Here is a 25,069-nt window from a genome sequence, read left to right as displayed (position 1 = left end):
GCAGACTATCGACTTTTGTCGTCAGCCTCGCGTCGCAATTGTGTAGGAGAGGTCCCGAACTCGCGCAGGACGGCGGCCGAGAACGCACTTTGAGATCCATAACCGACACGGCTGGCCACTTCACCGATGGGCAGTGTGGTTTCCCGTAACAGCGCGACGGCCTTGTGCAGGCGTCGACTGCGGATGTAGTCCATGGGTGTCTGCCCGCATTCGGCGACGAACCGGGCATGCAGGCGGGCGCTGGACAATCCGGCGATGCGCGCCAGATCCGCGACTTGCAGTGGATAGGCCGCGTACTGCTCGATGTGCGCATCGAGTGCCGCGTAGGGCAGGCGACGGGCGCAGACTTCGGCAGGTTGCGCGTGATTCAGGCTCGCCAGCAACAGCACCGCGCCCTGTTGCGCAATCAGGGGATCGTCCACCGGGCTGTTCGCCAGCCAATTGACCAGTTGGCCCTGGCCGGCATTTAGCGACAGGCGTGCGGTGTTATCCAGCAGACGGCGGCTGGCCTCGGCGTGATCGCCCAGCGAACGGGCCAGCCACTGCTCGTCGGGCACATCCAGCACCAGACAACGGCTGCCCTTGGGGCTGCCGCAGGCGTGATGCGCACCGGAAGGAATCACCACGAAGCTCTGTTGCAAGACCTGACTGCCATGCCCTTCGACCTCGAAATCCAGCGCACCCGACAGGCCGAACACCAGTTGCGCGTGGTCGTGACTGTGAACGATCAGGTCGTGGGTGTAATGGCGCAGGGTCAGGATCGGTTGCATGGCGGTCTCCGGGCGAGCCGCCAGTCTACACCGGCGCGAGAGCGCCGCGTTTGTCACAAGACTGACGCACGCCTGTCATGGTCGATTAACCGGGCTCGCGCACAGTGGCGAAAACATCGCAGAGGGTTGCCCATGACCAGCGCCGAGCTCGCCAGACCCAGCCGTAAACAAAGGGTTCGCACCTTGTGGATTTCCGACGTGCATCTGGGCACGCGGGATTGCCAGGCCGAGCATCTGTCGCAATTTCTCAAGGGCTATCACGCCGACAAGATCTACCTGGTCGGCGACATCATCGACGGCTGGAAACTGCGCAGCGGCATGTACTGGCCCCAGGCGCACACCAACGTGATCCGCCGTTTGCTGACCATGAGCAAGCGCGGCACCGAGGTGATCTACGTCACCGGCAACCATGATGAATTCCTGCGTCGTTATTCGAAGCTGATCCTGGGCAACATCCAGCTGGTCGACGAAGCGGTGCACGTCACTGCTGATGGCCGGCATCTGCTGGTGATCCACGGTGATCAGTTCGACGTGATCACCCGCTATCACCGCTGGCTGGCATTCCTCGGCGACTCGGCCTACGAATTCACCCTGACCCTCAACCGCTGGCTCAATCACTGGCGGGCGAAATACGGTTACGGCTACTGGTCGCTGTCGGCCTATCTCAAACACAAGGTGAAGACCGCAGTGAGCTTCATCAGCGACTTCGAAGAAGCCATCGCCCACGAGTGCGTGAAGCGCGAGTTGCACGGGGTGGTCTGCGGGCACATTCACCACGCCGAGATCCGCAAGGTCGGCGAGGTGGATTACCTCAACTGTGGCGATTGGGTGGAGTCGTGCACGGCGCTGATTGAGCACTGGGACGGCACGATCGAGCTGTATCGCCTGGCCGATGCGCAGGCGCGGGAAGCCGAACTGAAAGCGGCCAAGGTTGCCGAGCTGGCTTGAGTTTTTCAAATCAACTCAAGCCGGGGAATGCTCTTCCATTGCCGCTTTGTAGATCGAGTTTTTCGGCTGGGCGAACAGCCGCTCCATCATCGGTTCGAAGAAGCTCAGCGGCAGGGTGTCGTAGTCAGGGTCGAATGCCGCTGCATCATATTTCGCGCAGAATTCAGCGGTCGCCTGATACTGCGGATGACCGCTGAACTGCTCGCGCAGGTGCCGATCCATGCCCAGGTGATGGAAGAAGTAATAGCCCTGGAAGATTCCGTGCTTTTCCACCATCCACAGATTTTCGGCGCTGACGAACGGTTTGAGAATCGCGGCGGCGATGTCCGGGTGATTGTAGGAACCGAGGGTGTCGCCGATGTCGTGGAGCAGGGCGCAGACCACGTATTCCTCGTCGCGCCCGTCGCGATGGGCACGGGTCGCGGTCTGCAGCGAGTGGGTCAGGCGATCCACCGGGAACCCGCCGAAATCACCTTCGAGCAGTTTCAGGTGCGCCATGATCCGGCCTGGCAACTGACGGGCGTAGGCGCTGAAATCCGCCGCGATGATCGCCCAGTCTTCCTGCGTGCCATCCTTCATGTGGGTGAAACGGGCAGTGACATGCATCGGCAATCCTCTTGGTCAGGGTTTCTAGAACGCCACGCGGCCCAGGATCATGTCGCGGTACATGACGAAGTCGCCCAGCAGGCTGTAGAACGGATGCTGGAAAGTCGCCGGCCGGTTCTTCTCGAAGAAGAAATGGCCGACCCAGGCGAAGCTGTAACCGGCCAGCGGCAGGGCCAGCAACAGCAGCCAGGCGCCCTTGGCGATGGTCATGGCGAGAATGAAGATCACCAGTGTCGTGCCGATGAAATGCAGGCGACGGCAGGTGCTGTTGCTGTGTTCGCTGAGGTAGTACGGATAGAACTCGGCGAAACTGTTGAAATGTCTGATGGTTTCCACGACTGCGATCTCTGTGGTTATTGTTCTGATTGCAAGTTGTTCGGCGGGTAGCTTATTTGAGTCTAGAGTGAACAGTGGCGTCGGCCAGTGACAATCGGCGCCACTTTACTATCCTTGGGAAATCGGCCGTAGTATGCGGCTCACCATGTCATCCAAGAATAAACGCCATGAGCGAACGAACGACATCTGCAAGCTGGGCAATGGGGATTGTCAAGGCACTGGAAATGGACGGCCTGGATTGTCGGGTTCTGTTCAGGCAGCTGGGGCTTGATTACGCGGCGCTGGAGGATCCGGACGCACGCTTCCCGCAGGATTCCATGACCCGACTCTGGCAGCGGGCGGTCGAGCTGTCCGGTAATCCCGCGATCGGCCTGAACATGGGCAAGGTGGTGCGACCGGCCTCGTTCCATGTCGCGGGCTATGCGCTGATGTCCAGCAACACCCTGGCCGAAGGTTTTCAGCGACTGGTGCGGTATCAGCGGATCATTGCCGAAAGTGCCGACTTGAGTTTTCGCCTGCTCGACGAAGGTTATGCGCTGATCCTGACGGTGCACGGCGATCATCTGCCGCCGACCCGGCAAAGTGCCGAAGCCTCGCTGGCCTGCGCGCTGGCGCTGTGCGGCTGGTTGACCGGGCGCACGTTGCACCCGCGCAAAGTGCTGGTGCAGGGCGATGAGCCCGATGATCTTGAACCCTACAAACAAGCCTTCCATGCACCGCTGGTGTTCAACGCGCCGTATGACGCGCTGATCTTCGAACGGGCCGACATGGAAGCGCCGCTGCCCACCGCCAACGAGGCGATGGCGCTGCTGCATGACCGGTTTGCCGGGGAATATCTGGCAAGGTTTTCCGAAAGCCGCGTGACCCACAAGGCGCGCCAGGTATTGTGTCGTTTGCTGCCCCAGGGCGAGCCCAAGCGCGACACGGTGGCGCAGACCCTGCACCTGTCCCAGCGCACCCTGCAACGGCGTCTGCAGGAGGAGGGCACCAGTTTTCAGCAGTTGCTCGATGACACCCGCCGAGAACTCGCCGAGCAATACCTGGCGCAGCCGAGCATGACCCTGCTGGAAATCGCCTATCTGCTGGGGTTTGCCGACCCGAGCAATTTCTTCCGTGCCTTCCGCCGCTGGTTCGACACCACGCCCGGCGATTACCGGGCGCGTTTGCTGGAGGCGCCGAACGCGATCAGTGACGCCAGAACGCCGGAATACACAGCACAAACACCGTAATGATCTCCAGTCGGCCGAGCAGCATGCCGAACGACAGGATCCACTTGGCGGCATCCGGCAAGGTCGAGAAGTTGCCCGCCGGCCCGATGGTTTCACCCAGCCCCGGGCCGACACCGGACACGGTACTGGCCGCGCCGGTCAGCGCCGTCATCCAGTCCACACCGATCAGTGACAGCAGCAGGGCGATCACGCAGATGGTGATGGCGAAGAAAAACGAAAAAGTCAGGATCGAACGGACGATTTCTTCGTCGAGGCGATGACCGTTGTACTTCTGCTTGATCACCGCGCGCGGGTGAATCAGCTGATTGAGGTTGGCCTTGAGCAGGATGTAGGCGACCTGGAAGCGGAAAATCTTGATCCCGCCAGCCGTTGAGCCGGAACAGCCACCGACAAAACCCAGATAGAAGAACAGCATCAACGAGAAGTTGCCCCACATGCTGTAGTCGCCCAGGGCAAAACCGGTGGTGGTGACCACCGAGGTCACGTTCAGCGCCACATGGCGCAGTGCGTCCAGCCAGTGCAGGTCGGTGGTCCACCAGTACCAGGTGCCGAGCACCAGCCAGGTCACCAGCAACATGCCGAGCAAGCCCTGCACCTGTTGATCCTTGATCAGCGCCCGGCGGTTGCCACGCAACGTGGCCACGTACAGGGTGAACGGCAGGCTGCCGAGGATCATCACCACCACCGCCACCCAGTGCACCGCCGGTTGCGTCCACTTGGCCAGGGACTGGTCGGAGGTGGAAAAACCACCGGTGGAAATCGCCGACATCGCGTGGTTGATCGCATCGAACTGGCTCATCCCGGCCCACCAGAACGCCAGGCTGCCGAGAATGGTGATGCCGATGTAGGTCACCACGATCAGCCGCGCCACCATGTGCGAACGGGGCATGACCTTTTCCGAGCGGTCCGAGGACTCGGTCTGGAACAGACGCATGCCGCCGATACGCAGCAGCGGCAGAATCGCCACCGCCATACCGATGAAGCCGATGCCGCCGAGCCAGTGCAGCAGCGAGCGCCACATCAGGATGCCGGGAGACATGGTGTCCAGGCCGCTGAGTACGGTCGAGCCGGTAGCGGTGATGCCGGACATGCTTTCGAAGAACGAGTCGGTGTAGCTGATGTGCTGAGTCAGCAGAAACGGCAGCGCGGCGAAAATGCACACCACCAGCCAGCTGGTGACGGTCAGCAGGTACATGTCGCGGGGGCGCAGGTGAATGTGTTCCGGGCGTCCCGGGATCACCAGCGCCAGGCCGGCGACGAAGGTGATCATGCTCGCCCAGAGGAACGACGGCAGATCGCCGGTGCGGTCGAAAATCACCAGGGTGGCCATGGGCACGACCATGGCGATGGCCAGGGTGATCAGGAAGATGCCGATGATGAAACCAATGATCCGTAAGGTCGGCAACGCCATGAAGTCCGCTCGGGCTGATGTGGGAAAGGCGCCATTCTACCTGCGGGGCAAGGCATGTAAACCGACGCGGCCGGATCACTTGCAGCTAGAATAGCCGGACATTTTTTTCAGGAGGTGGCCGATGCAGGCTCTCGACGCTTTGCTCAACCGTGTTTCCGTTCCACGACTGATCGACCCGGCCCCCACCGCCGAACAGCGCGAAGTGCTGTTTGCCGCCGCGACCCGTGCACCGGATCACGGCCATTTGCAGCCGTATCGTTTCCTGACCGTCGAAGGCGCGGCGCGTGAGCAGATGGGCGAGTTGCTGGCCGAAGCGGCGCAGATGCAGGAAGGCGAAGTGACCGAAGCGATGATCGACAAGGCGCGCAACGGCCCGTTGCGGGCGCCGCTGGTGGTCGTGGTCATCGCCAAGTTGCAGGATCACGTCAAATACCCGAAGGCCGAGCAGTTGCTGGCCGCAGGCTGTGCCGCCCACGGGATTCTGCTGGCGGCTTACGCGCAGGGGATTGGCGCGGTGTGGCGTACGGGTGATCTGGCTTATTCGAAACATGTCGCCAAAGGCCTGGGCCTGACGGACGACGAAGAGGTGATTGCGTTCCTTTACCTTGGTACGCCGCAGAAAGAACCGCGCGTGGCGGAGAAGGTTGATCTGGCTGAGTTTGTCAGTGCCTGGCCGGGTAAAGCCTGACACTGAAAACCCCATCAGGGCTGGACAATCGCACCCGGCTCCAACGGCAACTCAAGACTGGCCACAAACCCGCCCTGCGGGTGATTGGCCAGTACCAGCGTCCCGCCATGGCGCTCCGCCGCCCGCCGGGCAATCGCCAGGCCCAGTCCATGGCCGGCAGCGGTCTGCCCCGGTGCCCGATAAAACGGTTCACCCAACTGGCTCAAATGCTCGGCCTGCACCCCAGGGCCATGGTCGCGCACACTGACCACGATTCGCTCGCCCTGACGTGAAGCCTGCATTTCGATCGACTGCCCCACCGGGTTGAAGCGCTGGGCGTTGCGCAGCAGGTTGTCCACGGCGCGTTCGATCATGGTCGGCCAGCCGGTCAGATTGAGCTGCGGTTCGGCTTCCAGGCGTACGGTCTGCTCCGGGGAGCCGAGTTGCGCGTCTTTTTGCAGAGTGCCCAGCAGGGCATTCAGATCCACGGCTTCGGCGCTGGCATTGTCGGCATCGACCCGCGCCAGCACCAGGATTTCACTGATCAACGCTTCCAGCCGGTCGCATTCGCGGGTCAGGCGTGGCCAGAGTTTTTCCCGTTCTTCCGGGCTTGCCCGTTCGGCCAGTGCCAGGGCGATGCGCAGCCGTGCCAGCGGGGAGCGCAATTCGTGGGACACGTCGCGCAGCAACTGGCGCTGGCTGCCGATCAGGCTTTGCAGGCGTGCGCCCATGCGGTTGAAATCGTTGGCCAGTACGCCGAATTCATCACGGCGGTTGGCCAGTTTCGCCAGGCTGTTCTGCTGATAGGTGGTCTGTCCCAGATCATGCACTGCGCCGCGCAAGCGGTTGAGCGGGCGGGTGATGGAGAGTGTCACCAGCAGGCTGAACAGGGTCAGCACCACCAGCGCGATCCCCAGCGCACTCAATGGCCAGAGCAGACTTTCGCGGTGCCAGGCGTCGAGTTCCGGGTGCGGGATGCGATAGATGAACAGGTAGGTGTCACCGGTCTTTTCGCTGGTGAACTCATCGGTCAGGCGCCGCCAGGGCAGGCGTCGGTCGTCGTTGTTCTGCCGGGCCTCGAACGCCGCCGCGCGACGGGGGAAGGTGCCGCGCACCACCGGGTCGCCGCTTTCGTTCAGCACCTGGACGTCGATGTGATACTGGCGTTTGCGCTGCTGGAGGATGTCTTGAGCGGCGTCCTCGCCCTGGGATTCGTAGGTCTGCGTCCAGTCTGCGGCCAGCGTATTCAGGCCCGGATGGCGGCTGAGGATCCATGCGTCCTGATTGAGCATGTGCCCCAGCAGAATGGAAAGCCCCGCAACCAGAGCGATGGCCAGCCAGAAGCTCGCGAGAATACGCCAGAACAATGAACGCACAGAAAATCCTCAAACAAAGAAAACCCAACGGCAGTTAGCCGTTGGGTCGGGGCGTGACGCTAGAACATTATTGCGCCTTTTGCGGCTGTTGCGCTTTCCAGGCCTTGAACTCGGCCCATTCAGCACGACGCTCGGCCTGTTTCTTCTGGATCTCGTCGAATTTCTTCTGTTGATCCGGTTTCAGCACGGCGCGGACATCGGATTCGGCTTTCTTGTGGTTGGCCGCCATCTCGTCCTTCATGGCTTTCTGGTCGGCTGGCGAGAGTTTCTCCAGGTACTTCTCGACCGTCTGCTTACGTTCGTGCATCTGCTCGCCCATGATCTTGCGGATCTGCTCGCGCTGTTCACGGGAGAGGTCCAGCTGGCTGTACGGGCCTTTGCCGTGCATGCGGTGCATCTGACCGCCGTGGCTCCAGCCGCCGTCCGGCCCACCCATCGGGCCACCATCTTGCGGCACGGCCATGGCGACGGTTGGCAGAGCGGCAGCGAACATCAGAGCGATAAGAGTCTTGCGCATGGTGTATCTCCTTGTCTCGTTCCCGGTACGTTCCGGATGAGTACAGATTACGGAGATCAAGGTCAGCGGCGGTCAGCGCTGGGTAAAGCTTGGGTAAAGACGCTTTGTCATCGAACTGACAAAGCGTCCACGTGCGGGGCTTCAGAGGCTGTAATAGTAGCCACGGCTGCGCAGGGCCACGATGCGCGGGCGACCGTCGGCGTGGGGACCGATCTTCTTGCGCAGGTTGCTGACGTGCATGTCCAGGCTGCGGTCGTAGAGGGTCAGCTTGCGGCCGAGGGCGATCTGCGCCAGTTCCTGCTTGTCCAGCGGCTCGCCCGGCTGCTTGAGTAAAGCTTCGAGCAGACGACTTTCGGAAACGGTGAGGGTGAATTCCTTTTCGTCGATGCTGACCACGCCACGTACCGGGCTGAAGCTCAGATCGCCCAGTTCGAGCTGGGTCGACACGGCGGCCGGATGACTGCGGCGCAGCACGGCGCGCAGGCGGGCGGTGAGCTCTCGCGGGTCGCAGGGTTTGGCCAGGTAATCGTCGGCACCCAGTTCCAGGCCGAGGATCCGGTCCAGCGGTTCGCCACGGGCCGAAAGCATCACCACCGGCAGATCGGCATGTTCACTGCGCAATTGCTTGAGCAGTTCCAGACCGCTGCCATCGGGCAGCATTACGTCCAGCACCACCGCGGCGGGGGCGGATTCGGCCAAAGCCTTGCGGGCGCTCTGGCCGTCGTGGCATGCACGGACCTGAAAGCCTTCCTGGCTCAGCCAACTGCTCAGAAGCTCACACAGCTCCTGGTCATCATCAATCAGTAACAGCTCGCTCATGACTCACTCAATTTAGCCATTGTCGACGTTTTCGACTTGCACCACTGGCAAAGATACCGCAGAGCAGGGCCAATAGCGCTACCCCGGCGCCGGTGACAAACCATTGCTGCTGTTCGGTCAGCAGACGCGGCAGCGGGCTGGCCTGGGCTTCCTTGAGTTGCAGCTTCAAGCGCTGGTTCTCCTGGCGCAACCGGGCAAGCTGGGCGCTTTCGCGGGTGTTGTCGGCATTCTGCAGTTGTTTGCTCAGTTCTTCCCGCTGTTGCTCGCTGGCCTTCAGGCGCTGCTGCAACTCGGTGATCTGGCTGCCGGCGCTCAACGACAGCGGCGTGGAATTGCCGCTTTCGGTGCTTTCTTCACCATGGGCGGGCGCCATGATCGACAACGTGACCAGCATCAGACACAACGGACCCTTGCGCATCGCGACTCCTGTTACCAAATGGATATTGGGCAGGTTGTCGGCCGGCAAACGAGAATAATGAGCGATTGAGAACGCGATGAACCGACAAGGTTCATCGCGTGGGGAAGGATTACGGCAGGACTTGCTTGAACGGCTTCACGACAACGTTGGCGTAGACGCCGGCGGCAATGTACGGATCGGCGTCGGCCCAGGCCTGTGCCGCGCTCAGGGATTCGAATTCGGCAACGATCAGGCTGCCGGTGAAACCCGCTGCGCCCGGATCATTGCTGTCGACCGCCGGGTGCGGGCCGGCCAGGACGATACGGCCTTCGCCCTTGAGCACTTGCAGGCGTTCAAGGTGCGCCGGGCGGGCGGCGAGGCGCGCGTCCAGGGAGTTGGCGACGTCGGTGGCAATGATTGCGTAGAGCATGTCAGTCCTCGGTTTTTGGTGTTGTGGTATCGGCGTCGTGCAGGTGACGGGACAGGTAGATGCCCTGAGCGACCAGGAACAGCACGGTCAGGCCCAGGCTGCCGAACACCTTGAAGTCCACCCAGTAGTCCTGGAAGGTGAACGCGACGAACAGGTTGGCGGCGCCGCAGAACAGAAAGAAGCCGATCCAGGCGATGTTCAAACGCGTCCAGACCGCATCCGGCAGGGTCAGCGCGTGGCCCATGATGCGCTTGATCAGCAGGCGATCACCGATGAAATGACTGCCGATGAAGGCCAGGGCGAACAGCCAGTTGACCACCGGGGCTTTCCACTTCAGGAAGGTTTCGCTGTGGAAGGCCAGAGTCAGGCTGCCGAACACGAGGCAGGCGATCAGGGTCAGCCACTGGCTCTTTTCCAGCTTGCGCTGCTTGATGAAGAGCGCGCCATAGACCACCAGGGAGCTGATGATCAGCACGGCGGTGGCGCTGTAAATGCCGCCAACGGTCAACTCATGGCCGGCAACGTCGACGGTGCGGGGATCGAGTTTGTAGACGATGAAAAACAGCAGAAGCGGGATGAAATCGATGAATTGTTTCACAGTGAGAGCCAGAAGCTGGATGTGGCGGCATAATAACAAACATATGGGCGCGCGATAGCGCCAGCTGATTTGAGGTTACACATCCCCGTGAATGTTGATTTGCACTGCCACAGCACGGCCTCCGATGGCGCCCTGGCGCCTGCGGCACTGGTTGCGCGTGCGTTCGAAAACGGCGTGCGAGTCCTGGCCCTGACCGATCATGACACCCTCGAAGGCCTCGCCGAAGCGCGCACGGCCGCCGAAGCGCTGGGCATGCAACTGGTCAACGGCGTCGAACTGTCCTGCACCTGGGGCGGCGCGACCATTCATGTGCTGGGCTACGGTTTCGACGTCAACGCCGCGCCGTTGGTCGAGGCGATCGCCAGTCTGCACGATGGCCGCTGGCTGCGGTCTGAAGAAATAAGCCGCAAGCTCGCCCTCAAGGGCATGCCCGGCGCCCTCGACGGCGCGCGGCAGATCCAGCAGGAACTGGGCGACAGCGGCAACGCCCCGGCCCGTCCGCATTTCGCCGACTGGATGGTGCGTGAAGGGTTCGTCAAGGATCGCGCCGAGGCGTTTCGCAAATGGCTCGGCGCCGGCAAGCTGGGGGACGTCAAGCAACACTGGCCGACCCTCGAAGACACCGTCGGCACGCTGCGCGCCGCCGGGGCCTGGGTCAGCCTGGCGCACCCCTGGCACTACGATTTCACGCGCAGCAAGCGCCGAAAGCTGATTGCCGACTATATTCAAGCGGGCGGGCAGGCGCTCGAGGTGGTCAACGGTCATCAGCCTGCGGAACAGGTGGGCAGCCTGGCGATCCTTGCCCGTGAGTTCGGTCTGCTGGTCAGCGCCGGCAGTGATTTTCATGGCCCTGGAGGCTGGTCGGAGATCGGCCAGTACCGGCCGCTCCCTGAGGACCTTCCACCCCTGTGGTGTCGGTTCAAACATGACACAGTTATTGCCGCCGTCTGAACAGGTAGAGAATGTGAGTCAATTTTTCCAGATCCATCCGGAAAACCCGCAAGCGCGCCTGATCAAACAGGCGGTCGAGATCATCCGCAAGGGCGGGGTGGTGGTCTATCCAACGGACTCTTCCTACGCAATCGGCTGCCAGATCGGTGACAAGAACGGCATCGAGCGCGTTCGACGCCTGCGTCAGCTCGACGAAAAGCACAACTTCGCGCTGATCTGCAGCGACCTGTCGCAACTGGGCAATTACGCCAAGATCGACACCGGCACCTTCCGTATTCTGAAAGCCCACCTGCCGGGTCCTTACACCTTCATTCTCAACGCCACCCGCGAAGTGCCCCGGCTGTTGCTGCATCCAAAGAAACGCACCATCGGCCTGCGCGTGCCTAGCCACCCGATCGCCCTGGCGCTGCTCGCCGAACTGGGCGAACCGCTGATGAGCGTGACCCTGATCATGCCCGGTGATGAAGACCCGTTGAGCGATCCGTACGAAATGCGCCAGTTGCTGGAGCATCAGGTGGACCTGATCATCGACGGCGGTTTCGGCGGTATCAAAGCGTCGACCGTGATCGACCTGACCGGCGACGATCCGGAAGTGGTCCGCGTCGGTTGCGGCGATCCTGCGCCGTTCATGGTCGAGGCCTGAATGTCTGCAGTAGAAACCGTTGATCCCCAGGCCGGTGCCCAGCAGGAGCTGCCGTTTGCCATGGTCTATGGCCAGGCCGTCACGGAAATGCCGCTGGACCTGTACATCCCGCCGGACGCCCTGGAAGTCTTCCTCGAAGCTTTCGAAGGGCCGCTCGACCTGCTGCTGTACCTGATCCGCAAACAGAACATCAACATCCTCGACATCCCGGTGGCGGAAATTACCCGCCAGTACATGGGCTATGTCGAGCTGATGCAGTCGGTGCGCCTGGAACTGGCCGCCGAATACCTGGTGATGGCCGCGATGCTGGCCGAGATCAAGTCGCGGATGCTGTTGCCCCGGGCCGAAACCGTCGAAGAGGAAGAGGAAGACCCGCGCGCCGAACTGATCCGCCGCCTGCAGGAATACGAACGCTTCAAGGCCGCCGCCGAGGGCATCGATGGCCTGAGCCGGGTGGGCCGCGACGTGATCGTGCCCAAGCTCGACGCCCCGCAGGTCACGGTGCGCAAGTTGCTGCCGGATGTGGCGCTGGAAGAAATCCTGATGTCCATGGCCGAAGTGCTGCGCCGTGGCGACATGTTTGAAAGCCACCAGGTCAGCCGCGAGGCACTGTCCACCCGCGAACGCATGAGCGATGTGCTGGAGCGGCTCAAGGGCGGCGGCTTTGTGCCGTTCGTCGAGCTGTTCACCGCCGAGGAAGGCCGGCTCGGTGTGGTGGTGACCTTCATGGCGATCCTTGAACTGGTCAAGGAATCCCTGGTCGAGCTGGTGCAGAATGAGCCGTTCGCCGCGATCCACGTGCGAGCCCGAGTCGAATAACGAGTCCGAACATGAACCTGAGTGAACCCCGCGAGCTGGCGCCCCTGCTTGAAGCTTTTCTGTTGGCCTCGGGAAAGCCGCAAACCCTTGAACGCCTGTACGAATTGTTCGAGGAAGGCGAACGGCCGGAGCCGCCGGTCTTCAAGAAAGCCCTGACCCTGCTCGGCAAGTCCTGCGAGGGGCGGGCGTTCGAGCTCGTGGAGGTTGCCTCCGGCTACCGCCTGCAGATTCGCGAGAAGTTCGCGCCATGGGTTGGCCGACTGTGGGAAGAACGCCCGCAGCGTTATTCCCGGGCCCTGCTGGAAACCATGGCGCTGATCGCCTATCGCCAGCCGATCACCCGTGGCGAGATCGAAGACGTGCGGGGCGTGGCGGTCAACACCAACATCGTCAAGACGCTGATGGAGCGTGAGTGGATCCGCGTCGTCGGCTACCGCGACGTGCCGGGCAAACCGGCGATGTTCGCCACCACCAAGCTGTTCCTCGATCATTTCAACCTCAAGAGCCTCGACGAATTGCCGCCGCTGGCGGAGTTGCGCGAGATCGAGCCGGATCCGGTACTCGACTTCGACGACGCCCCCGTGCCACCGGGCTTGCAGGAACTGGCCGATGCCAACGCCGAGCCGGAAGAGCCGAAGGAGGAAACCAGTTTCCACTCGCTGCTGCTGGAACTGGACAGCATGGAGGAGGGGATCAAGACCGACTTCGACGATTTGCTGCGTGATGTCGCGGATGGCGAGCCGATGCCGTCCGGGTTTGAGTCCGATCCGGTCGAGCCGCCAGCCGACGTTGAGTTCGAAGCAGAGCCGGAGGTCGATTTTGAGCCTGAATCGGAATTTGAGTCCGAGCCTGAGCCTGAGCAGGAAGACGATGTGCTCGGCCTGGCCGAAGCCCGGGAAAAGCTGCTGGCCGCCGTTGCTCGCCTCGAACAACCTGCACCGGAACCTGAGGAAGAACTGAGCGAAGAAGAAGCCGAAGCCCGCGCCCTGGCCGAAGCCATCGAAGCCGAACGCCGCGAGTTCGAAGATTGAGCATGAGCTCGACCAAGGACCCGTGCATCAGCCTCTGCAAGTTCAGCGATGACATCTGCCTCGGCTGCGGCCGCAGCAAGCGCGAGATCAGGGCCTGGAAGAAACTCGACAAGGACGACAAGCGCACGGTGCTGGCCGAAGCCGAGTTGCGCCTGGTCAAGCTCGGCGCCACCGGTCGGCGGAAAAAGAAATAACCTGGCCTCGATCGACTAGTCTCTGATGCGCGAACGAACACATCCGCGTATGATTCGCGACCCTTCGGCGATCCCTTCGCCCGAAAACCCAGATTTCAATGCTTCGGCAGGCCCCATCCAGAGCCGCTGAACAGATCACACCGGGAGGTGCACAGATGAGTGACAACCAGAAAGACGACCAGGAAATCGGCCCAGCAGGCGAAAAACTGCAGAAAGTCCTTGCCCGTATCGGCGTCGGCTCGCGCCGTGACGTGGAAGCGTGGATCAGCCAGGGCCGGATCAAGGTCAACGGCACAGAGGCGACCCTCGGCCTGCGCGTCGATATGCACGATGCAATCACCATCGATGGCAAGGTCATCAAGCGCGAAGAGGCCGCCGAGTCGGTCCGCCGCGTGATCATGTACAACAAGCCCGATGGCGAGATCTGCACCCGTGACGACCCGGAAGGCCGTCCGACCGTGTTCGACAAGCTGCCGCGTCCGAAAGAAGGTCGCTGGATCAACATCGGCCGTCTCGACATCAACACCACCGGTCTGCTGATGTTCACCACCGACGGTGAGCTGGCCAACCGCCTGATGCACCCGTCCTACGAGATGGACCGTGAGTACGCAGTCCGTGTTCGCGGCGAAGTCGATGACGAGATGATCGAGCGCCTGAAGGCCGGCGTCGTGCTGGAAGACGGCCCGGCGCGTTTCACCGACATTCAACAGGCACCGGGCGGCGAAGGCTTCAACCACTGGTATCACTGCGTGGTGATGGAAGGTCGTAACCGTGAAGTGCGTCGTCTGTGGGAATCCCAGGGCCTGGTGGTCAGCCGCCTGAAGCGCGTGCGTTTCGGTCCGGTGTTCCTCAACTCCGACCTGCCGATGGGCCGCTGGCGCGAAATGAGCCAGTACGAAGTCGACGTGCTGAGCGCCGAAGTCGGCCTGACCCCGGTGGCCATGCCGCAACTGAACGCCAAGAGCAAAGACAAGCTGGACCGCATGCAGCGCAAGTCGTCGCGTCCGATGCCTCGTACCGAGCGCGTGCGTACCTTGCGTCCGGCCAACGGCGCACCGGCGGCTGCCGGCCCGCGTACCGTGCGTGAGCCGCAGATCGAAGGCGAGCGTCCGGGTCGCAAGCCGGCAGCGCGTCCGGATGGCGAACGCGCTCCACGCGGCCGCACCGAGCGCGGTGAAGGTCGTGCACCGGCCGGTCGTGGTACGCCAGTGGCGGATCGTCCAGCCGAGACCAAGCGTCCGGCCAAGCCGGCACCGAAGCGTCCAGGTATCAAGCTGGCTGATGATGACAAGCCGTCGGGCAAGCGTCGTGGCGCCCCGGCCGGCTCCGGCCAACGCCCGGGTTTCGGTCGCAAGAAGCCGGAATAAGGCAGTTGTAAGCTTCGAGCGGCACGCTTCAAGCTGAAAACAGAAACGCCAACCTCAGGGTTGGCGTTTTTTTTTGGACTTTTTATTTCTTTTTTTGGGGTGTTTTTTTCTTGTTTTAAAACAAAAAAATTGACGTCTTTCAGATAGTTAGCCAGCTAACGTCAAACATCGCTCTCGGCTTCAACGGGTCTGGAGTGGAAACTTTACGTTACGCGCTGTCAGTGAATGTTTACGGAAAAGTCCGCGAAGTCCCGTGAATCGTGCGCCTCTGCCAGGCTGTAAGGAAAATCTGCCGAAGCCCCGTCCGCCGGGCCTGGCACAGGGCTCTGGCGCGCTTGTTTCAGGGTCGTTTGAGAGGTGAGATGCGCCCCATGCCTGTCGTGCAGGTGCATAACAAGAAGGAGGCGCAATGAACGCCGATATCCATTTTCACTTCTCCACGTGGGGCGGATTTTCCATCGTCCACGCCGATGGCCTGCAAAGGCCTGACTCAATTTTTGCAGCCGCCCGGGCCTCTCGGGGCGGACACACGCAATCCCGGCAACCGACACGCTGATCCAGCGGGGTCTGGCAGCAGGGGGTTAGCGGTGTACAATGCGCCGCGTTTTAACTGTGACCCTCTGCGTAATCGCGCAAACCTCAAGGATTATCCACCTTGTTCACTCCGCCGCGTCACAAGCGTGTCGGGTTCGATTTCGTCACAGATAAAAACAAACAGGTGACGCATGACCGTTGTAAGAAAGCTGAATTCCTGGTGCCTGCGCTGGGGTTTGATCAAGGTTGGTTGAAATCGCAACCTTGCAGCAACGTCTACTGAACATCATCAAACCTTGCGTGAGACCTTTTTCATGAGTGGACAAAACTCGCAATCAGGCGAGCTGAAACGCGGCCTGAAAAATCGCCATATTCAACTGATCGCCCTCGGTGGCGCGATCGGTACCGGATTGTTCCTCGGCTCGGCCGGGGTGCTGAAATCCGCCGGCCCGTCGATGATCCTCGGCTATGCCATCTGCGGCTTCATCGCTTTCATGATCATGCGCCAGCTCGGCGAGATGATCGTCGAAGAGCCGGTGGCCGGTTCCTTCAGCCACTTTGCGCACAAATACTGGGGCGGCTTCGCCGGTTTCCTGTCGGGCTGGAACTGCTGGATCCTGTACATCCTGGTGGGCATGTCGGAGCTGACGGCAGTCGGCAAGTACATCCACTACTGGGCCCCGGATATCCCGAGCTGGGTCACCGCGGCGGCGTTCTTCCTGCTGATCAACGCGATCAACCTGGCCAACGTCAAAGTCTTCGGTGAAGCCGAGTTCTGGTTCGCGATCATCAAGGTCGTGGCGATCGTCGGCATGATTGCCCTGGGCAGCTACCTGCTGGTCAGCGGTCATGGCGGCCCGCAGGCATCGGTGAGCAACCTGTGGTCTCACGGCGGCTTCTTCCCGAACGGCGTCAGCGGGCTGGTGATGGCCATGGCGATCATCATGTTCTCCTTCGGCGGTCTGGAAATGCTCGGTTTCACCGCAGCCGAGGCCGACAAGCCGAAAACCGTGATCCCGAAAGCGATCAACCAGGTGATCTACCGGATCCTGATTTTCTACATCGGTGCACTGGTGATCCTGCTGTCGCTGACTCCGTGGGACAGCCTGCTGGAAACCCTCAACGCGTCGGGCGACTCCTACAGCGGCAGCCCGTTCGTGCAGGTGTTCTCGATGCTCGGCAGCAACACCGCGGCGCACATCCTGAACTTCGTGGTCCTGACCGCAGCGTTGTCGGTGTACAACAGCGGCACCTACTGCAACAGCCGCATGTTGCTGGGCATGGCCGAGCAGGGCGATGCGCCGAAAGGTCTGGCGAAAATCGACAAGCGCGGCGTGCCGGTGCGTTCGATCCTGGCTTCGGCAGCAGTAACGCTGGTGGCTGTGCTGCTCAACTACCTGATGCCGCAGCACGCGCTGGAATTGCTGATGTCGCTGGTGGTTGCAACGCTGGTGATCAACTGGGCGATGATCAGCTTCTCGCACTTCAAGTTCCGCCAGCACATGAACAAGACCAGCCAGACGCCGCTGTTCAAGGCGCTGTGGTACCCGTACGGCAACTACATCTGCCTGGCGTTCGTGGCGTTCATCCTCGGCGTGATGCTGCTGATCCCGGGTATCCAGATCTCGGTGTATGCGATTCCGGTGTGGGTCGTGTTCATGTGGGTCTGCTACGTGATCAAGAACAAGCGCGGCGCACAGCAGGCGCTGCACGCGGCGAACGCTGCCAAGTAAGCGCCGTTGCAAAAAACAACAAACCCGGCCAAGTGCCGGGTTTTTTGTGCTTTCGCGGTATCCTGCGGGTTCTGATTACGGACGCTTTTCCATGCTGGTGATTTCCAACAATGTGCATCTGCCGGATGCCGAGATCGAACTGACGTACATCCGCGCCCAGGGCGCCGGTGGGCAGAACGTCAACAAGGTCTCCAGCGCCGTGCACCTGCGCTTCGACATTCCGGCCTCGTCCTTGCCCGAGTTCTACAAGGAACGGCTGCTGGCGCTGCGCGACAGTCGCATTACCAGCGATGGCGTGCTGATCATCAAGGCCCAGCAATACCGTACGCAGGAGCAGAATCGCGCCGATGCGCTGGAGCGTCTGACCGAGCTGATCCTCAGCGCCACCAAGGTCGAGAAGAAGCGCCGCCCGACCAAGCCGACGCTGGGTTCGAAGAAGCGCCGGCTGGAGTCGAAGACCAAGCGCGGCAGCATCAAGGCCGGGCGCGGCAAGGTGGATTTCTAGTCTTCGCGGTACTTCGATGTGTGGCGGTACAGATAGACGCTCAACGCCAGACCGCTCAACGCAGCGATCGCGGCAAACAGGAAGATCGAGGCAAAACCGAAGCCCGCCGCAATCGCCCCGGCCAGCGGCCCGGTGATCCCCAGCGACAAGTCGATGAACAGCGAATAGGCGCCGACCGCCGCGCCTCGGCTGGAGGCCGGCACCAGGTTCACCGCTTCCACGCCCAGTGCCGGGAACACCAGTGAGAAGCCGAAACCGCTCAATGCCGCGCCCGCCAGTGCCCAGTGTGCGTCCGGCGCCAGCCATAGCAGCAACAGGCCCAGTGTTTCCACCGACAGGCAGGCAATCGCCACGCGAAAGCCGCCGAGGCGGTTGATCAGGTTGCCGAACAGCAGTCGCGCACCGATGAAGCTGGCGCCGAACAGGCTCAGGCACAGCACGGCGTTATCCCAATGCTGGGTGGCGTAATACAGGGTGATGAAAGTGGCGATGGTGCCGAAACCGATCGAGCCCAGCGCCAGTCCGCAGCCGTGCGGGAAAACGCGACCCAGCACGTGCATGAAAGGCAAGCGCTCGCCGGCGACAATCGGCGCAGCAGTCTTCGGCCAGGCCAACAGCAGGCCCAGCGATGCGAGCAACAGAATGCTCACGCCCATGCTCCACAGACCGAAATGACTGACCAACCACACCCCCAGCGGCGCCCCGATGGCCAACGCGCCATAACTGGCGATGCCGTTCCACGAGATGACTTTGGCCGTGTTGGCCGCGCCGACGCGGCCGATGCCCCAGCCGATCGATCCGGAGCCGACAAGACTTTCCGCGCTGCCCAGCACCAGTCGCCCGACGAACAGGCTGATCAGGCTGAGCATCGGCAGGTTCGGTGTCCAAGCCGAAATCAGCATGAACACACCGCTCAAGCCGCACCCGGCCAGACCAATCATCACCGCACGTTTGCTGCCCTGGTTGTCGATGATCTTGCCGGCATACGGACGGCTGAGCAGGGTGGCGAGGTATTGCACGCTGATCACCAGCCCGGCGATGACCGCGCCGAAGCCCAGGTCGCTATGCACATAGCCGGGCAGCACCGCCAGCGGAATGCCGATGTTCAAATAGCCGATGAAGGTGAACAGGACGATGGAAACGACTTGCAGCGTGACCGCCAGGGGGCGCTGGGGTTCTGGCATAGAGGACGACATGGGTAACGATCCACGGGGAGAGCAGAATAGATAGGCTGCTCATGATACCGGCGTGGACGATTCTGCGGCGGGGAAAAGTAAAACTATTTGGCCGGGGCGACCAGTTGCGTGGTGACCAGTGCGGCGAGGGCGTTTTCTTCGCTGCCGAAACGGGCGAGCAGGGCGGCCTGTTTCTCCGGCGAGAGGCGGCTCCAGATCTCGATCATCTTCTCGGTGGCGCCGATGAGGATTTCAGCCTGGTGTTCGTTGAAGGATTCGTCGGTCATGGCGGGCTCGGTTTCAGGCAGTGTGGAAAGCGCATGTTAGCGCTTTCCACACGGTCTGTACGGCGGGTGTTACTTACTCTTCGCTGTCGGCCTGGCGGCTCTCGGCGGCTTCTTTCGGCTCGGGCTGTTGGGCGCCGGCTTGTTGCGTGGTCGTCTGCTCAGGTACGTGCAGGCTTGGGAAGGGGAGATTGGGAATCTCGTGCATGGTTGCGCTCCTCGCTAAGTCTGTTGATAGATCTGGTAGATCCGCGCTTTCAGAAAGCCTGCGAAGGATACAGCAGTAAAAATGACAAACAGATTTTTAATTCCGCTTGTTGCGACGGGCGGGATTGTCTAGACAAGTGCGACAGGGTGACGCAGGACAAGTGTGGGAGCGAGCCTGCTCGCGATGAGTGCGTGTCAGTCTACATTTGTGCTGACTGATACACCGCTATCGCGAGCAGGCTCGCTCCCACAATTGTGTTTATTTGCAGACGTTGGCGATCGCTTCGGCCAGCAGATCCAGACGCGTCGCATCAATCCCGGCGACGTTGGCCCGGCCCGAGCTGACCATGTACACGCTGTGATGCTCGCGCAGGTTTTTCACCTGTTCCGGCGACAGGCCGGTGTAGGAGAACATCCCGTGTTGCACGCCAATGTGCGCAAAGCGCTCGCGCAAGCCGTGCGGTTCCAGCGCTTCCACCAGACCGCTGCGCAACTGGGCGATGCGCAGACGCATGGCTTCCACTTCGTCGGCCCAGCGGCGTTTCAGCTCCGGGTCGGCGAGGATCGTGGCAACCACAGCCGCGCCGTGATCAGGCGGAGTCGACCACAGGTTGCGTGCGATATGCGCCAGCTGGCTGCGGATGTCGATGAGCTTGTCGGCGGTTTTCGCGCAGACGATCAGCGCACCGGTGCGGTCCCGGTACAGACCGAAGTTCTTCGAGCAGGAACTGGTGATCAGCAGCTCGGGCAACTCGGCGGCGAACAGCCGGGTTGACCATGCGTCCTGCTCCAGACCGTCGCCGAAACCCTGGTAGGCAAAGTCGATCAGTGGCAATAGATTGCGGCTGCGCACCACGTCCAGCACGCGGTGCCAGTCGTCGTGACTCAGGTCGAAACCGGTCGGGTTGTGGCAGCACGCGTGCAGCAGCACCACATCGCCTTTCGGCACTTCATTGAGCACGGCGAGCATCGCATCGACGTCGAGACGGTTGTCGCTGCCAACGTACGGGTAATGGCTGATCTTGACCCCGGCGGCCGCGAAAATCGTTTCGTGGATCGGCCAGGTCGGGTTGCTCAGCCATACGCCTTTGCCCGGCAGGCATTGCGCGATGAAATCCGCTGCCAGACGCAGCGCACCTGTGCCGCCCGGGGTCTGGGTGGCACCGGCGCGCTGCTGGGCGATCAGTGCCGAATCGGCACCGAGCACCAGCTCATTGATGACCTTGCCGAACAGCGGATTGCCGTGGCCACCGATGTAGGTCTTGGTGTCCTGGCTCTCGACCAGGCGCGCCTCGGCGATTTTCACCGCCTCGGGGATCGGCGTCAGGCCCTGGGCATCCTTGTAGACGCCCACGCCGAGGTCGAACTTGCGCGGGTTGGAATCCTGCGCGTAGGCCTCCATCAGGCCGAGGATCGGGTCGCCGGGCACCCGGCCGATGGCGTCGAAGTGCATTACTTGCGTCCTTCTGCAGTCTTGGCCACTTCGTCGGTGCGCGCGGCCATGATGAAGTCGTTGCGGTGCAGGCCCTTGATCGAGTGGCTCCACCAGGTCACGGTGACTTTGCCCCACTCGGTCAGCAGGCCCGGGTGGTGACCTTCGGCCTCGGAGATCTCGCCGACGGCGTTGGTGAAGGCCAGGGCGTGCTTGAAATTCTTGAACAGGAAGACTTTTTCCAGCTGCATGATGCTGTCACGTACTTCGATGTTCCAGTCAGGGATCTGCTTGATCAGGATCGGCAATTCTTCATCGCTGACCTGTGGAGCATCGGCACGGCACGCTTCGCAATGGGCTTGGTTCAAGGTGGACATGGTGTACTTCCTGAAATCTAGAGGTGTTTTTTTATATTGGCTGACAATGTCGTCACGCTAAACCAAAGCCGCGACGACTGACAGACTCACTTGTAAGTAAAAGCCACGGTTCACGCAGCTTTTGGTTTCGGCGGAAATTTCGGTGCGTGCAGACCCAGCTGCATGCCTTGCTTGACCATGCCCATGATGTCTTCGTGGGCGAGATCGAACAGGCGCTTGAGGTTCGGCAGGACAAAGTACAGCGGTTGCAGGATGTCGATGCGATACGGCGTGCGCATCGCTTCCAGCGGATCGAAGGCCTGATGTTCAGGTTCGTCCGACAGCGAATAAACGGTTTCTTTTGGCGAAGACAGGATGCCGCCGCCGTAGATGCGTTTGCCTTGCGGGGTGTCGACCAGGCCGAACTCGATGGTCATCCAGTACAGGCGCGCCAGATAAACGCGTTCTTCCTTGGTCGCTTGCAGGCCGAGCTTGCCGTAGGTGTGGGTGAATTCGGCGAACCACGGGTTGGTCAGCAGCGGGCAGTGGCCAAAGATCTCGTGGAAAATGTCCGGCTCTTGCAGGTAGTCCAGTTCTTCACGGGTACGAATGAAGGTGGCCACCGGAAACTGCTTGCTGGCGAGCAATTCGAAAAAGGTCTGGAAGGGAATCAGTGCCGGGACGCGGGCAACCTGCCAACCGGTGGTCTCGCCGAGCACCTTGTTGATCTCGCCCAGTTGCGGGATGCGGTCGTGGGGCAGGCCGAGTTTTTCGATACCGTCCAGGTATTCCTGGCACGCCCGACCCTCGATCACTTTCAACTGGCGGGTGATCAGCGTGTTCCACACCGCGTGTTCTTCGGCGGGGTAGTCGATAAAACCTTGCGCATCGGGCTCGCGGGCCACGTATTGCGTCTGCTTCATACTGCTCTCCTGCGAGGGGAATTCGTTCTTGTTATGTCCTGCTATGGACTGAGAAATAACCCAGAGCGTGCCGTGTTGCAGCAGGTTGAAGATCGCTCGAGTAGGAAAAGTCTCTTTAAATCGTAAAATTATCGTTACGCTTTGTGCGATAAGTCGTGATTGCGGTGATTCGCGGGTTTGAAACGACCTGTGTCTGTCACATAATCTTGACGACTATCTTGCGGGCGGCAGAGAAAAATCCGCCCCTTTACCTGTTTCGGGCCTTTATATGCGTATCAAAGTCCATTGCCAGAACCGCATCGGCATCCTGCGCGACATTCTCAATCTGCTGGTGGAGTACGGGATCAACGTCGCCCGCGGCGAGGTCGGCGGTGAGCACGGCAACGCGATCTATCTGCATTGCCCGAATCTGATCAACCTGCAGTTCCAGGCGTTGCGGCCGAAGTTCGAAGCCATCGCCGGGGTGTTTGGTGTGAAGCGGGTAGGGCTGATGCCCAGCGAGCGCCGGCACATGGAGCTGAACGCGTTGCTCGGTGCACTGGAGTTTCCGGTGCTGTCGATCGACATGGGCGGCTCGATCGTTGCCGCCAACCGTGCGGCGGCGCAGTTGCTCGGCGTGCGGGTGGATGAGGTGCCGGGGATTCCGCTGTCGCGTTACGCCGAAGACTTCGACCTGCCGGAACTGGTGCGCGCCAACAAGTCGCGAATCAACGGCATGCGGGTCAAGGTCAAGGGCGACATCTTTCTGGCCGACATCGCTCCCCTCCAATCGGAGCACGATGACAGCGAGGCCATGGCCGGTGCGGTATTGACCTTGCACCGGGCGGATCGGGTCGGTGAGCGCATCTATAACGTGCGCAAGCAGGAGTTGCGTGGCTTCGACAGCATCTTCCAGAGCTCGAAAGTGATGGCGGCGGTGGTGCGCGAAGCCCGGCGCATGGCGCCACTGGATGCGCCGCTATTGATAGAAGGCGAAACCGGAACCGGCAAGGAGTTGCTGGCGCGGGCCTGTCACCTGGCGAGCCCGCGCGGCCAGTCGCCGTTGATGGCGCTCAACTGCGCTGGGTTGCCGGAGTCGATGGCCGAGACCGAACTGTTCGGCTATGGCCCCGGTGCCTTTGAGGGTGCGCGGGCCGAAGGCAAGCTCGGGCTGCTGGAACTGACGGCGGGCGGCACGCTGTTCCTCGATGGCGTCGGCGAAATGAGCCCGCGCCTGCAGGTGAAATTGCTGCGCTTCCTGCAGGACGGTTGCTTCCGGCGTGTAGGCAGTGATGAAGAGGTTTATCTGGATGTGCGGGTGATCTGCGCCACTCAGGTGGATCTGTCGGAGCTGTGTGCGAGAGGGGAGTTCCGCCAGGATTTGTATCACCGCCTCAACGTGCTTTCCCTGCACATTCCGCCATTGCGCGAATGCCTCGACGGTTTGACGCCGCTGGTGGAGCACTTCCTCGATCAGGCCAGTCGGCAGATCGGTTGCCCGCTGCCGAAACTGGCACCGGCGGCGATGGACCGGCTCAGCCATTACCATTGGCCGGGCAACGTGCGGCAACTGGAGAACGTGCTGTTCCAGGCGGTTTCGCTGTGTGATGGCGGGACGGTAAAGGCCGAGCATATTCGTCTGCCGGACTATGGAGTGCGTCAGCCGCTTGGCGATTTCTCCCTCGAAGGCGGGCTGGACGAGATTGTCGGGCGCTTCGAGAAAGCGGTGCTGGAGCGTTTGTATTCCGAGCACCCGAGCAGTCGGCAACTGGGCAAGCGGCTTGGGGTTTCCCATACGACCATTGCCAACAAGTTGCGTGAATACGAAGTCGGCAAAGACGCGTCCGAGTGATCCCGACCGGCCTGGTTGATTGCCGCGAAGCGGCATGACACCGCCGGTTTTTCGTCTTCGATACATTTCCTTCTTTCCCGCAAAACCCCTCAAGTCCTTTGTTTATCGGGTCCCTGGCCGCCAGAAAAAAGTTGGTCTGCAAATTGCTTGTGGCTCAGCAGTACAGCGGTGGGCGGCAAACGTCCGGCATGCAGAGGAAAGAGTGTGGACAAGTACCTTTATGTGGCAATGACCGGCGCCAGCCAGAACGCACTGGCGCAAAAGGCTCATGCCAACAACCTGGCGAACATCTCCACCAATGGTTTTCAGCGCGACCTGGAGCAGGCGCGTTCGATGCCGGTGTTCGGTGACAGCTTTCCGGCGCGTGCGTTTGCCATGAGCGAACGGCCTGCCACCGATTTCACTCCGGGTTCGCTGGTGCAGACCGGGCGTGACCTCGACGTGGCCGTCAGTGGCAACGGTTTCATTGCCGTGCAGAACCCCAATGGCGGCGAAAGCTACGTGCGCACCGGCAGCCTGAATATCGACGCCCTTGGCGTGCTGCGTGCCGGCAACGGCATGCCGGTCATGGGCAATGGCGGTCCGATTGCCATTCCGCCGGAGCAGCAGGTGGAAGTCGGTGAAGACGGCACCATCAGTATCCGTGCGATGGGCGAAGGCCCGCGCGTCATGGCCGAAGTCGACCGGATCAAGCTGGTCAACCCGGACATCAAGAACATGAACAAGGGCCTGGACGGTTCGATCTACACCAAGGACGGCCAGCCTGCGCCGGCCGATGCCAACGTCAAACTGGTGTCGGGTTTCCTGGAGTCGAGCAACGTCAATGCCGTGGAAGAGATGACCTCGGTGCTGGCCCTGGCCAAGCAGTTCGAGTTGCACGTCAAGATGATGAACACCGCCAAAGACGACGACCAGGCCATGGCTCGGGTCTTGCAGATCAGCTAATTATCAGAACGTCGCGCCGTAAAACAGGCGCACGA

Annotated in this window: 29 protein-coding genes; 13 read left to right on the top strand and 16 right to left on the bottom strand. The window is 61.4% G+C overall.

Annotated elements, in window-relative coordinates:
• Positions 1 to 5: 5 nt before the first annotated feature.
• The gene (locus tag M5B44_RS01055; protein ID WP_134825854.1) at positions 6 to 770 is read right to left on the bottom strand and encodes a helix-turn-helix transcriptional regulator; all 765 of its coding nucleotides are present in this window, start codon (positions 768 to 770) and stop codon (positions 6 to 8) included.
• A 132-nt stretch (positions 771 to 902) separates the two neighbouring features.
• Between M5B44_RS01055 and M5B44_RS01050 the strand changes: the two genes are divergently transcribed.
• On the top strand, positions 903 to 1,718 hold the full coding sequence (locus M5B44_RS01050) for a UDP-2,3-diacylglucosamine diphosphatase (RefSeq protein WP_114881861.1): 816 nt from the start codon (positions 903 to 905) through the stop codon (positions 1,716 to 1,718).
• Positions 1,719 to 1,733: 15 nt separating this feature from the next.
• Here the strand turns inward: M5B44_RS01050 and M5B44_RS01045 are convergent, their stop codons facing one another.
• Positions 1,734 to 2,324 (bottom strand): HD domain-containing protein, encoded by a 591-nt coding sequence (locus M5B44_RS01045; protein ID WP_248737981.1) that lies wholly within the window; start codon positions 2,322 to 2,324, stop codon positions 1,734 to 1,736.
• Between the two features lie 24 nt (positions 2,325 to 2,348).
• Positions 2,349 to 2,660: a DUF962 domain-containing protein gene (locus tag M5B44_RS01040; RefSeq protein ID WP_119430022.1), complete on the bottom strand. Its 312-nt coding sequence runs from the start codon at positions 2,658 to 2,660 to the stop codon at positions 2,349 to 2,351.
• Positions 2,661 to 2,827: 167 nt separating this feature from the next.
• On the opposite strand from M5B44_RS01040, the gene M5B44_RS01035 reads away from it, so the two are divergent.
• Complete coding sequence (locus M5B44_RS01035; RefSeq protein WP_205884480.1) at positions 2,828 to 3,889, top strand: AraC family transcriptional regulator; 1,062 nt, start codon at positions 2,828 to 2,830, stop codon at positions 3,887 to 3,889.
• Here M5B44_RS01035 and M5B44_RS01030 read toward each other — a convergent pair.
• On the bottom strand, positions 3,846 to 5,300 hold the full coding sequence (locus tag M5B44_RS01030) for a TrkH family potassium uptake protein (protein ID WP_248737980.1): 1,455 nt from the start codon (positions 5,298 to 5,300) through the stop codon (positions 3,846 to 3,848). The genes M5B44_RS01035 and M5B44_RS01030 overlap by 44 nt on opposite strands.
• A 121-nt stretch (positions 5,301 to 5,421) precedes the next feature.
• Between M5B44_RS01030 and M5B44_RS01025 the strand changes: the two genes are divergently transcribed.
• Positions 5,422 to 5,988 (top strand): nitroreductase family protein, encoded by a 567-nt coding sequence (locus M5B44_RS01025; protein WP_115076968.1) that lies wholly within the window; start codon positions 5,422 to 5,424, stop codon positions 5,986 to 5,988.
• A gap of 14 nt (positions 5,989 to 6,002) precedes the next feature.
• Here the strand turns inward: M5B44_RS01025 and M5B44_RS01020 are convergent, their stop codons facing one another.
• The 6 genes from M5B44_RS01020 to M5B44_RS00995 form a co-directional block, all read right to left on the bottom strand.
• The gene (locus tag M5B44_RS01020; RefSeq protein WP_134825858.1) at positions 6,003 to 7,343 is read right to left on the bottom strand and encodes a sensor histidine kinase; all 1,341 of its coding nucleotides are present in this window, start codon (positions 7,341 to 7,343) and stop codon (positions 6,003 to 6,005) included.
• A gap of 67 nt (positions 7,344 to 7,410) precedes the next feature.
• Complete coding sequence (locus M5B44_RS01015; protein ID WP_134825859.1) at positions 7,411 to 7,860, bottom strand: LTXXQ domain protein; 450 nt, start codon at positions 7,858 to 7,860, stop codon at positions 7,411 to 7,413.
• Positions 7,861 to 8,001: 141 nt separating this feature from the next.
• Complete coding sequence (locus tag M5B44_RS01010; protein ID WP_085710405.1) at positions 8,002 to 8,679, bottom strand: response regulator transcription factor; 678 nt, start codon at positions 8,677 to 8,679, stop codon at positions 8,002 to 8,004.
• A 7-nt stretch (positions 8,680 to 8,686) separates the two neighbouring features.
• Positions 8,687 to 9,097, bottom strand: coding sequence for a translation initiation factor 2 (locus tag M5B44_RS01005; protein ID WP_085710407.1), 411 nt, complete (start codon positions 9,095 to 9,097; stop codon positions 8,687 to 8,689).
• A 109-nt stretch (positions 9,098 to 9,206) separates the two neighbouring features.
• Positions 9,207 to 9,506 carry a YciI family protein gene (locus M5B44_RS01000; protein ID WP_085733792.1) on the bottom strand — a complete coding sequence of 100 codons (300 nt, stop codon included), beginning with the start codon at positions 9,504 to 9,506 and terminating at the stop codon, positions 9,207 to 9,209.
• A gap of 1 nt (position 9,507) precedes the next feature.
• Entirely contained in the window at positions 9,508 to 10,104 is a 597-nt protein-coding gene (locus tag M5B44_RS00995; RefSeq protein WP_085710410.1) for a septation protein A, read from the bottom strand.
• 87 nt (positions 10,105 to 10,191) lie between these two features.
• On the opposite strand from M5B44_RS00995, the gene M5B44_RS00990 reads away from it, so the two are divergent.
• The 8 genes from M5B44_RS00990 to arfB all read left to right on the top strand — a co-directional run bounded on the left by M5B44_RS00990 (position 10,192) and on the right by arfB (position 17,881).
• Positions 10,192 to 11,055: a PHP domain-containing protein gene (locus M5B44_RS00990; RefSeq protein ID WP_134825861.1), complete on the top strand. Its 864-nt coding sequence runs from the start codon at positions 10,192 to 10,194 to the stop codon at positions 11,053 to 11,055.
• A 13-nt stretch (positions 11,056 to 11,068) separates the two neighbouring features.
• A complete protein-coding gene (locus M5B44_RS00985; RefSeq protein WP_096822250.1) occupies positions 11,069 to 11,698 on the top strand; it encodes an L-threonylcarbamoyladenylate synthase in 630 nt (209 codons plus the stop codon).
• Between the two features lie 120 nt (positions 11,699 to 11,818).
• Complete coding sequence (locus M5B44_RS00980; RefSeq protein ID WP_170931588.1) at positions 11,819 to 12,517, top strand: segregation and condensation protein A; 699 nt, start codon at positions 11,819 to 11,821, stop codon at positions 12,515 to 12,517.
• Between the two features lie 11 nt (positions 12,518 to 12,528).
• Complete coding sequence (gene scpB / locus M5B44_RS00975; protein WP_248737979.1) at positions 12,529 to 13,548, top strand: SMC-Scp complex subunit ScpB; 1,020 nt, start codon at positions 12,529 to 12,531, stop codon at positions 13,546 to 13,548.
• A 2-nt stretch (positions 13,549 to 13,550) separates the two neighbouring features.
• Complete coding sequence (locus M5B44_RS00970; RefSeq protein WP_248737978.1) at positions 13,551 to 13,742, top strand: DUF1289 domain-containing protein; 192 nt, start codon at positions 13,551 to 13,553, stop codon at positions 13,740 to 13,742.
• A 155-nt stretch (positions 13,743 to 13,897) separates the two neighbouring features.
• Positions 13,898 to 15,109 carry a 23S rRNA pseudouridine(2605) synthase RluB gene (gene rluB, locus M5B44_RS00965; RefSeq protein WP_248737977.1) on the top strand — a complete coding sequence of 404 codons (1,212 nt, stop codon included), beginning with the start codon at positions 13,898 to 13,900 and terminating at the stop codon, positions 15,107 to 15,109.
• 848 nt (positions 15,110 to 15,957) lie between these two features.
• Entirely contained in the window at positions 15,958 to 17,376 is a 1,419-nt protein-coding gene (locus tag M5B44_RS00960; protein ID WP_114881869.1) for an amino acid permease, read from the top strand.
• Positions 17,377 to 17,467: 91 nt separating this feature from the next.
• Complete coding sequence (gene arfB, locus M5B44_RS00955; RefSeq protein ID WP_007958352.1) at positions 17,468 to 17,881, top strand: alternative ribosome rescue aminoacyl-tRNA hydrolase ArfB; 414 nt, start codon at positions 17,468 to 17,470, stop codon at positions 17,879 to 17,881.
• Here the strand turns inward: arfB and M5B44_RS00950 are convergent.
• From M5B44_RS00950 to phhA, 6 genes are all read right to left on the bottom strand, one after another.
• Entirely contained in the window at positions 17,878 to 19,065 is a 1,188-nt protein-coding gene (locus M5B44_RS00950; RefSeq protein ID WP_248738403.1) for an MFS transporter, read from the bottom strand. The two genes, arfB and M5B44_RS00950, sit on opposite strands and share 4 nt — an antisense overlap.
• Positions 19,066 to 19,160: 95 nt before the next feature.
• A complete protein-coding gene (locus M5B44_RS00945) occupies positions 19,161 to 19,343 on the bottom strand; it encodes a hypothetical protein (protein ID WP_085710421.1) in 183 nt (60 codons plus the stop codon).
• Positions 19,344 to 19,416: 73 nt separating this feature from the next.
• Complete coding sequence (locus tag M5B44_RS28840) at positions 19,417 to 19,548, bottom strand: hypothetical protein (protein ID WP_263860085.1); 132 nt, start codon at positions 19,546 to 19,548, stop codon at positions 19,417 to 19,419.
• A gap of 258 nt (positions 19,549 to 19,806) precedes the next feature.
• Entirely contained in the window at positions 19,807 to 21,000 is a 1,194-nt protein-coding gene (locus M5B44_RS00940) for an amino acid aminotransferase (protein ID WP_248737976.1), read from the bottom strand.
• Positions 21,000 to 21,356: a 4a-hydroxytetrahydrobiopterin dehydratase gene (locus M5B44_RS00935; protein WP_003222798.1), complete on the bottom strand. Its 357-nt coding sequence runs from the start codon at positions 21,354 to 21,356 to the stop codon at positions 21,000 to 21,002. The genes M5B44_RS00940 and M5B44_RS00935 overlap by 1 nt, the downstream gene beginning before the upstream one ends.
• Positions 21,357 to 21,466: 110 nt before the next feature.
• Positions 21,467 to 22,303: a phenylalanine 4-monooxygenase gene (phhA, locus tag M5B44_RS00930; RefSeq protein ID WP_225739972.1), complete on the bottom strand. Its 837-nt coding sequence runs from the start codon at positions 22,301 to 22,303 to the stop codon at positions 21,467 to 21,469.
• Positions 22,304 to 22,526: 223 nt separating this feature from the next.
• On the opposite strand from phhA, the gene M5B44_RS00925 reads away from it, so the two are divergent.
• Both M5B44_RS00925 and M5B44_RS00920 read left to right on the top strand, forming a co-directional pair.
• Positions 22,527 to 24,089, top strand: coding sequence for a sigma-54-dependent transcriptional regulator (locus M5B44_RS00925; protein ID WP_085710425.1), 1,563 nt, complete (start codon positions 22,527 to 22,529; stop codon positions 24,087 to 24,089).
• Positions 24,090 to 24,293: 204 nt separating this feature from the next.
• Complete coding sequence (locus tag M5B44_RS00920) at positions 24,294 to 25,034, top strand: flagellar basal body rod protein FlgF (RefSeq protein ID WP_248737975.1); 741 nt, start codon at positions 24,294 to 24,296, stop codon at positions 25,032 to 25,034.
• The last annotated feature ends 35 nt before the right edge of the window (positions 25,035 to 25,069 follow it).

This window comes from Pseudomonas sp. MWU12-2029, from assembly GCF_023242425.1.
In the GTDB taxonomy this organism is placed as follows: domain Bacteria; phylum Pseudomonadota; class Gammaproteobacteria; order Pseudomonadales; family Pseudomonadaceae; genus Aquipseudomonas; species Aquipseudomonas kribbensis.
Note: the sequence above shows the minus strand (reverse complement) of the source record. Positions and strands in the feature narration are given on the sequence as shown.

Coding starts and splice junctions, on each gene's coding strand:
- M5B44_RS01000 (WP_085733792.1), bottom strand. CDS start 9,506: ATGCTCTACGCAATCATTGCCACCGACGTCGCCAACTCCCTGGACGCG.
- M5B44_RS00945 (WP_085710421.1), bottom strand. CDS start 19,343: ATGACCGACGAATCCTTCAACGAACACCAGGCTGAAATCCTCATCGGC.
- rluB (WP_248737977.1), top strand. CDS start 13,898: ATGAGTGACAACCAGAAAGACGACCAGGAAATCGGCCCAGCAGGCGAA.
- arfB (WP_007958352.1), top strand. CDS start 17,468: ATGCTGGTGATTTCCAACAATGTGCATCTGCCGGATGCCGAGATCGAA.
- M5B44_RS01055 (WP_134825854.1), bottom strand. CDS start 770: ATGCAACCGATCCTGACCCTGCGCCATTACACCCACGACCTGATCGTT.
- M5B44_RS01030 (WP_248737980.1), bottom strand. CDS start 5,300: ATGGCGTTGCCGACCTTACGGATCATTGGTTTCATCATCGGCATCTTC.
- M5B44_RS01045 (WP_248737981.1), bottom strand. CDS start 2,324: ATGCATGTCACTGCCCGTTTCACCCACATGAAGGATGGCACGCAGGAA.
- M5B44_RS01050 (WP_114881861.1), top strand. CDS start 903: ATGACCAGCGCCGAGCTCGCCAGACCCAGCCGTAAACAAAGGGTTCGC.
- M5B44_RS01015 (WP_134825859.1), bottom strand. CDS start 7,860: ATGCGCAAGACTCTTATCGCTCTGATGTTCGCTGCCGCTCTGCCAACC.
- M5B44_RS01025 (WP_115076968.1), top strand. CDS start 5,422: ATGCAGGCTCTCGACGCTTTGCTCAACCGTGTTTCCGTTCCACGACTG.
- M5B44_RS01010 (WP_085710405.1), bottom strand. CDS start 8,679: ATGAGCGAGCTGTTACTGATTGATGATGACCAGGAGCTGTGTGAGCTT.
- M5B44_RS00960 (WP_114881869.1), top strand. CDS start 15,958: ATGAGTGGACAAAACTCGCAATCAGGCGAGCTGAAACGCGGCCTGAAA.
- M5B44_RS00935 (WP_003222798.1), bottom strand. CDS start 21,356: ATGTCCACCTTGAACCAAGCCCATTGCGAAGCGTGCCGTGCCGATGCT.
- M5B44_RS01035 (WP_205884480.1), top strand. CDS start 2,828: ATGAGCGAACGAACGACATCTGCAAGCTGGGCAATGGGGATTGTCAAG.
- scpB (WP_248737979.1), top strand. CDS start 12,529: ATGAACCTGAGTGAACCCCGCGAGCTGGCGCCCCTGCTTGAAGCTTTT.
- M5B44_RS01005 (WP_085710407.1), bottom strand. CDS start 9,097: ATGCGCAAGGGTCCGTTGTGTCTGATGCTGGTCACGTTGTCGATCATG.
- M5B44_RS00950 (WP_248738403.1), bottom strand. CDS start 19,065: ATGCCAGAACCCCAGCGCCCCCTGGCGGTCACGCTGCAAGTCGTTTCC.
- M5B44_RS00925 (WP_085710425.1), top strand. CDS start 22,527: ATGCGTATCAAAGTCCATTGCCAGAACCGCATCGGCATCCTGCGCGAC.
- M5B44_RS00940 (WP_248737976.1), bottom strand. CDS start 21,000: ATGCACTTCGACGCCATCGGCCGGGTGCCCGGCGACCCGATCCTCGGC.
- M5B44_RS28840 (WP_263860085.1), bottom strand. CDS start 19,548: ATGCACGAGATTCCCAATCTCCCCTTCCCAAGCCTGCACGTACCTGAG.
- M5B44_RS00970 (WP_248737978.1), top strand. CDS start 13,551: ATGAGCTCGACCAAGGACCCGTGCATCAGCCTCTGCAAGTTCAGCGAT.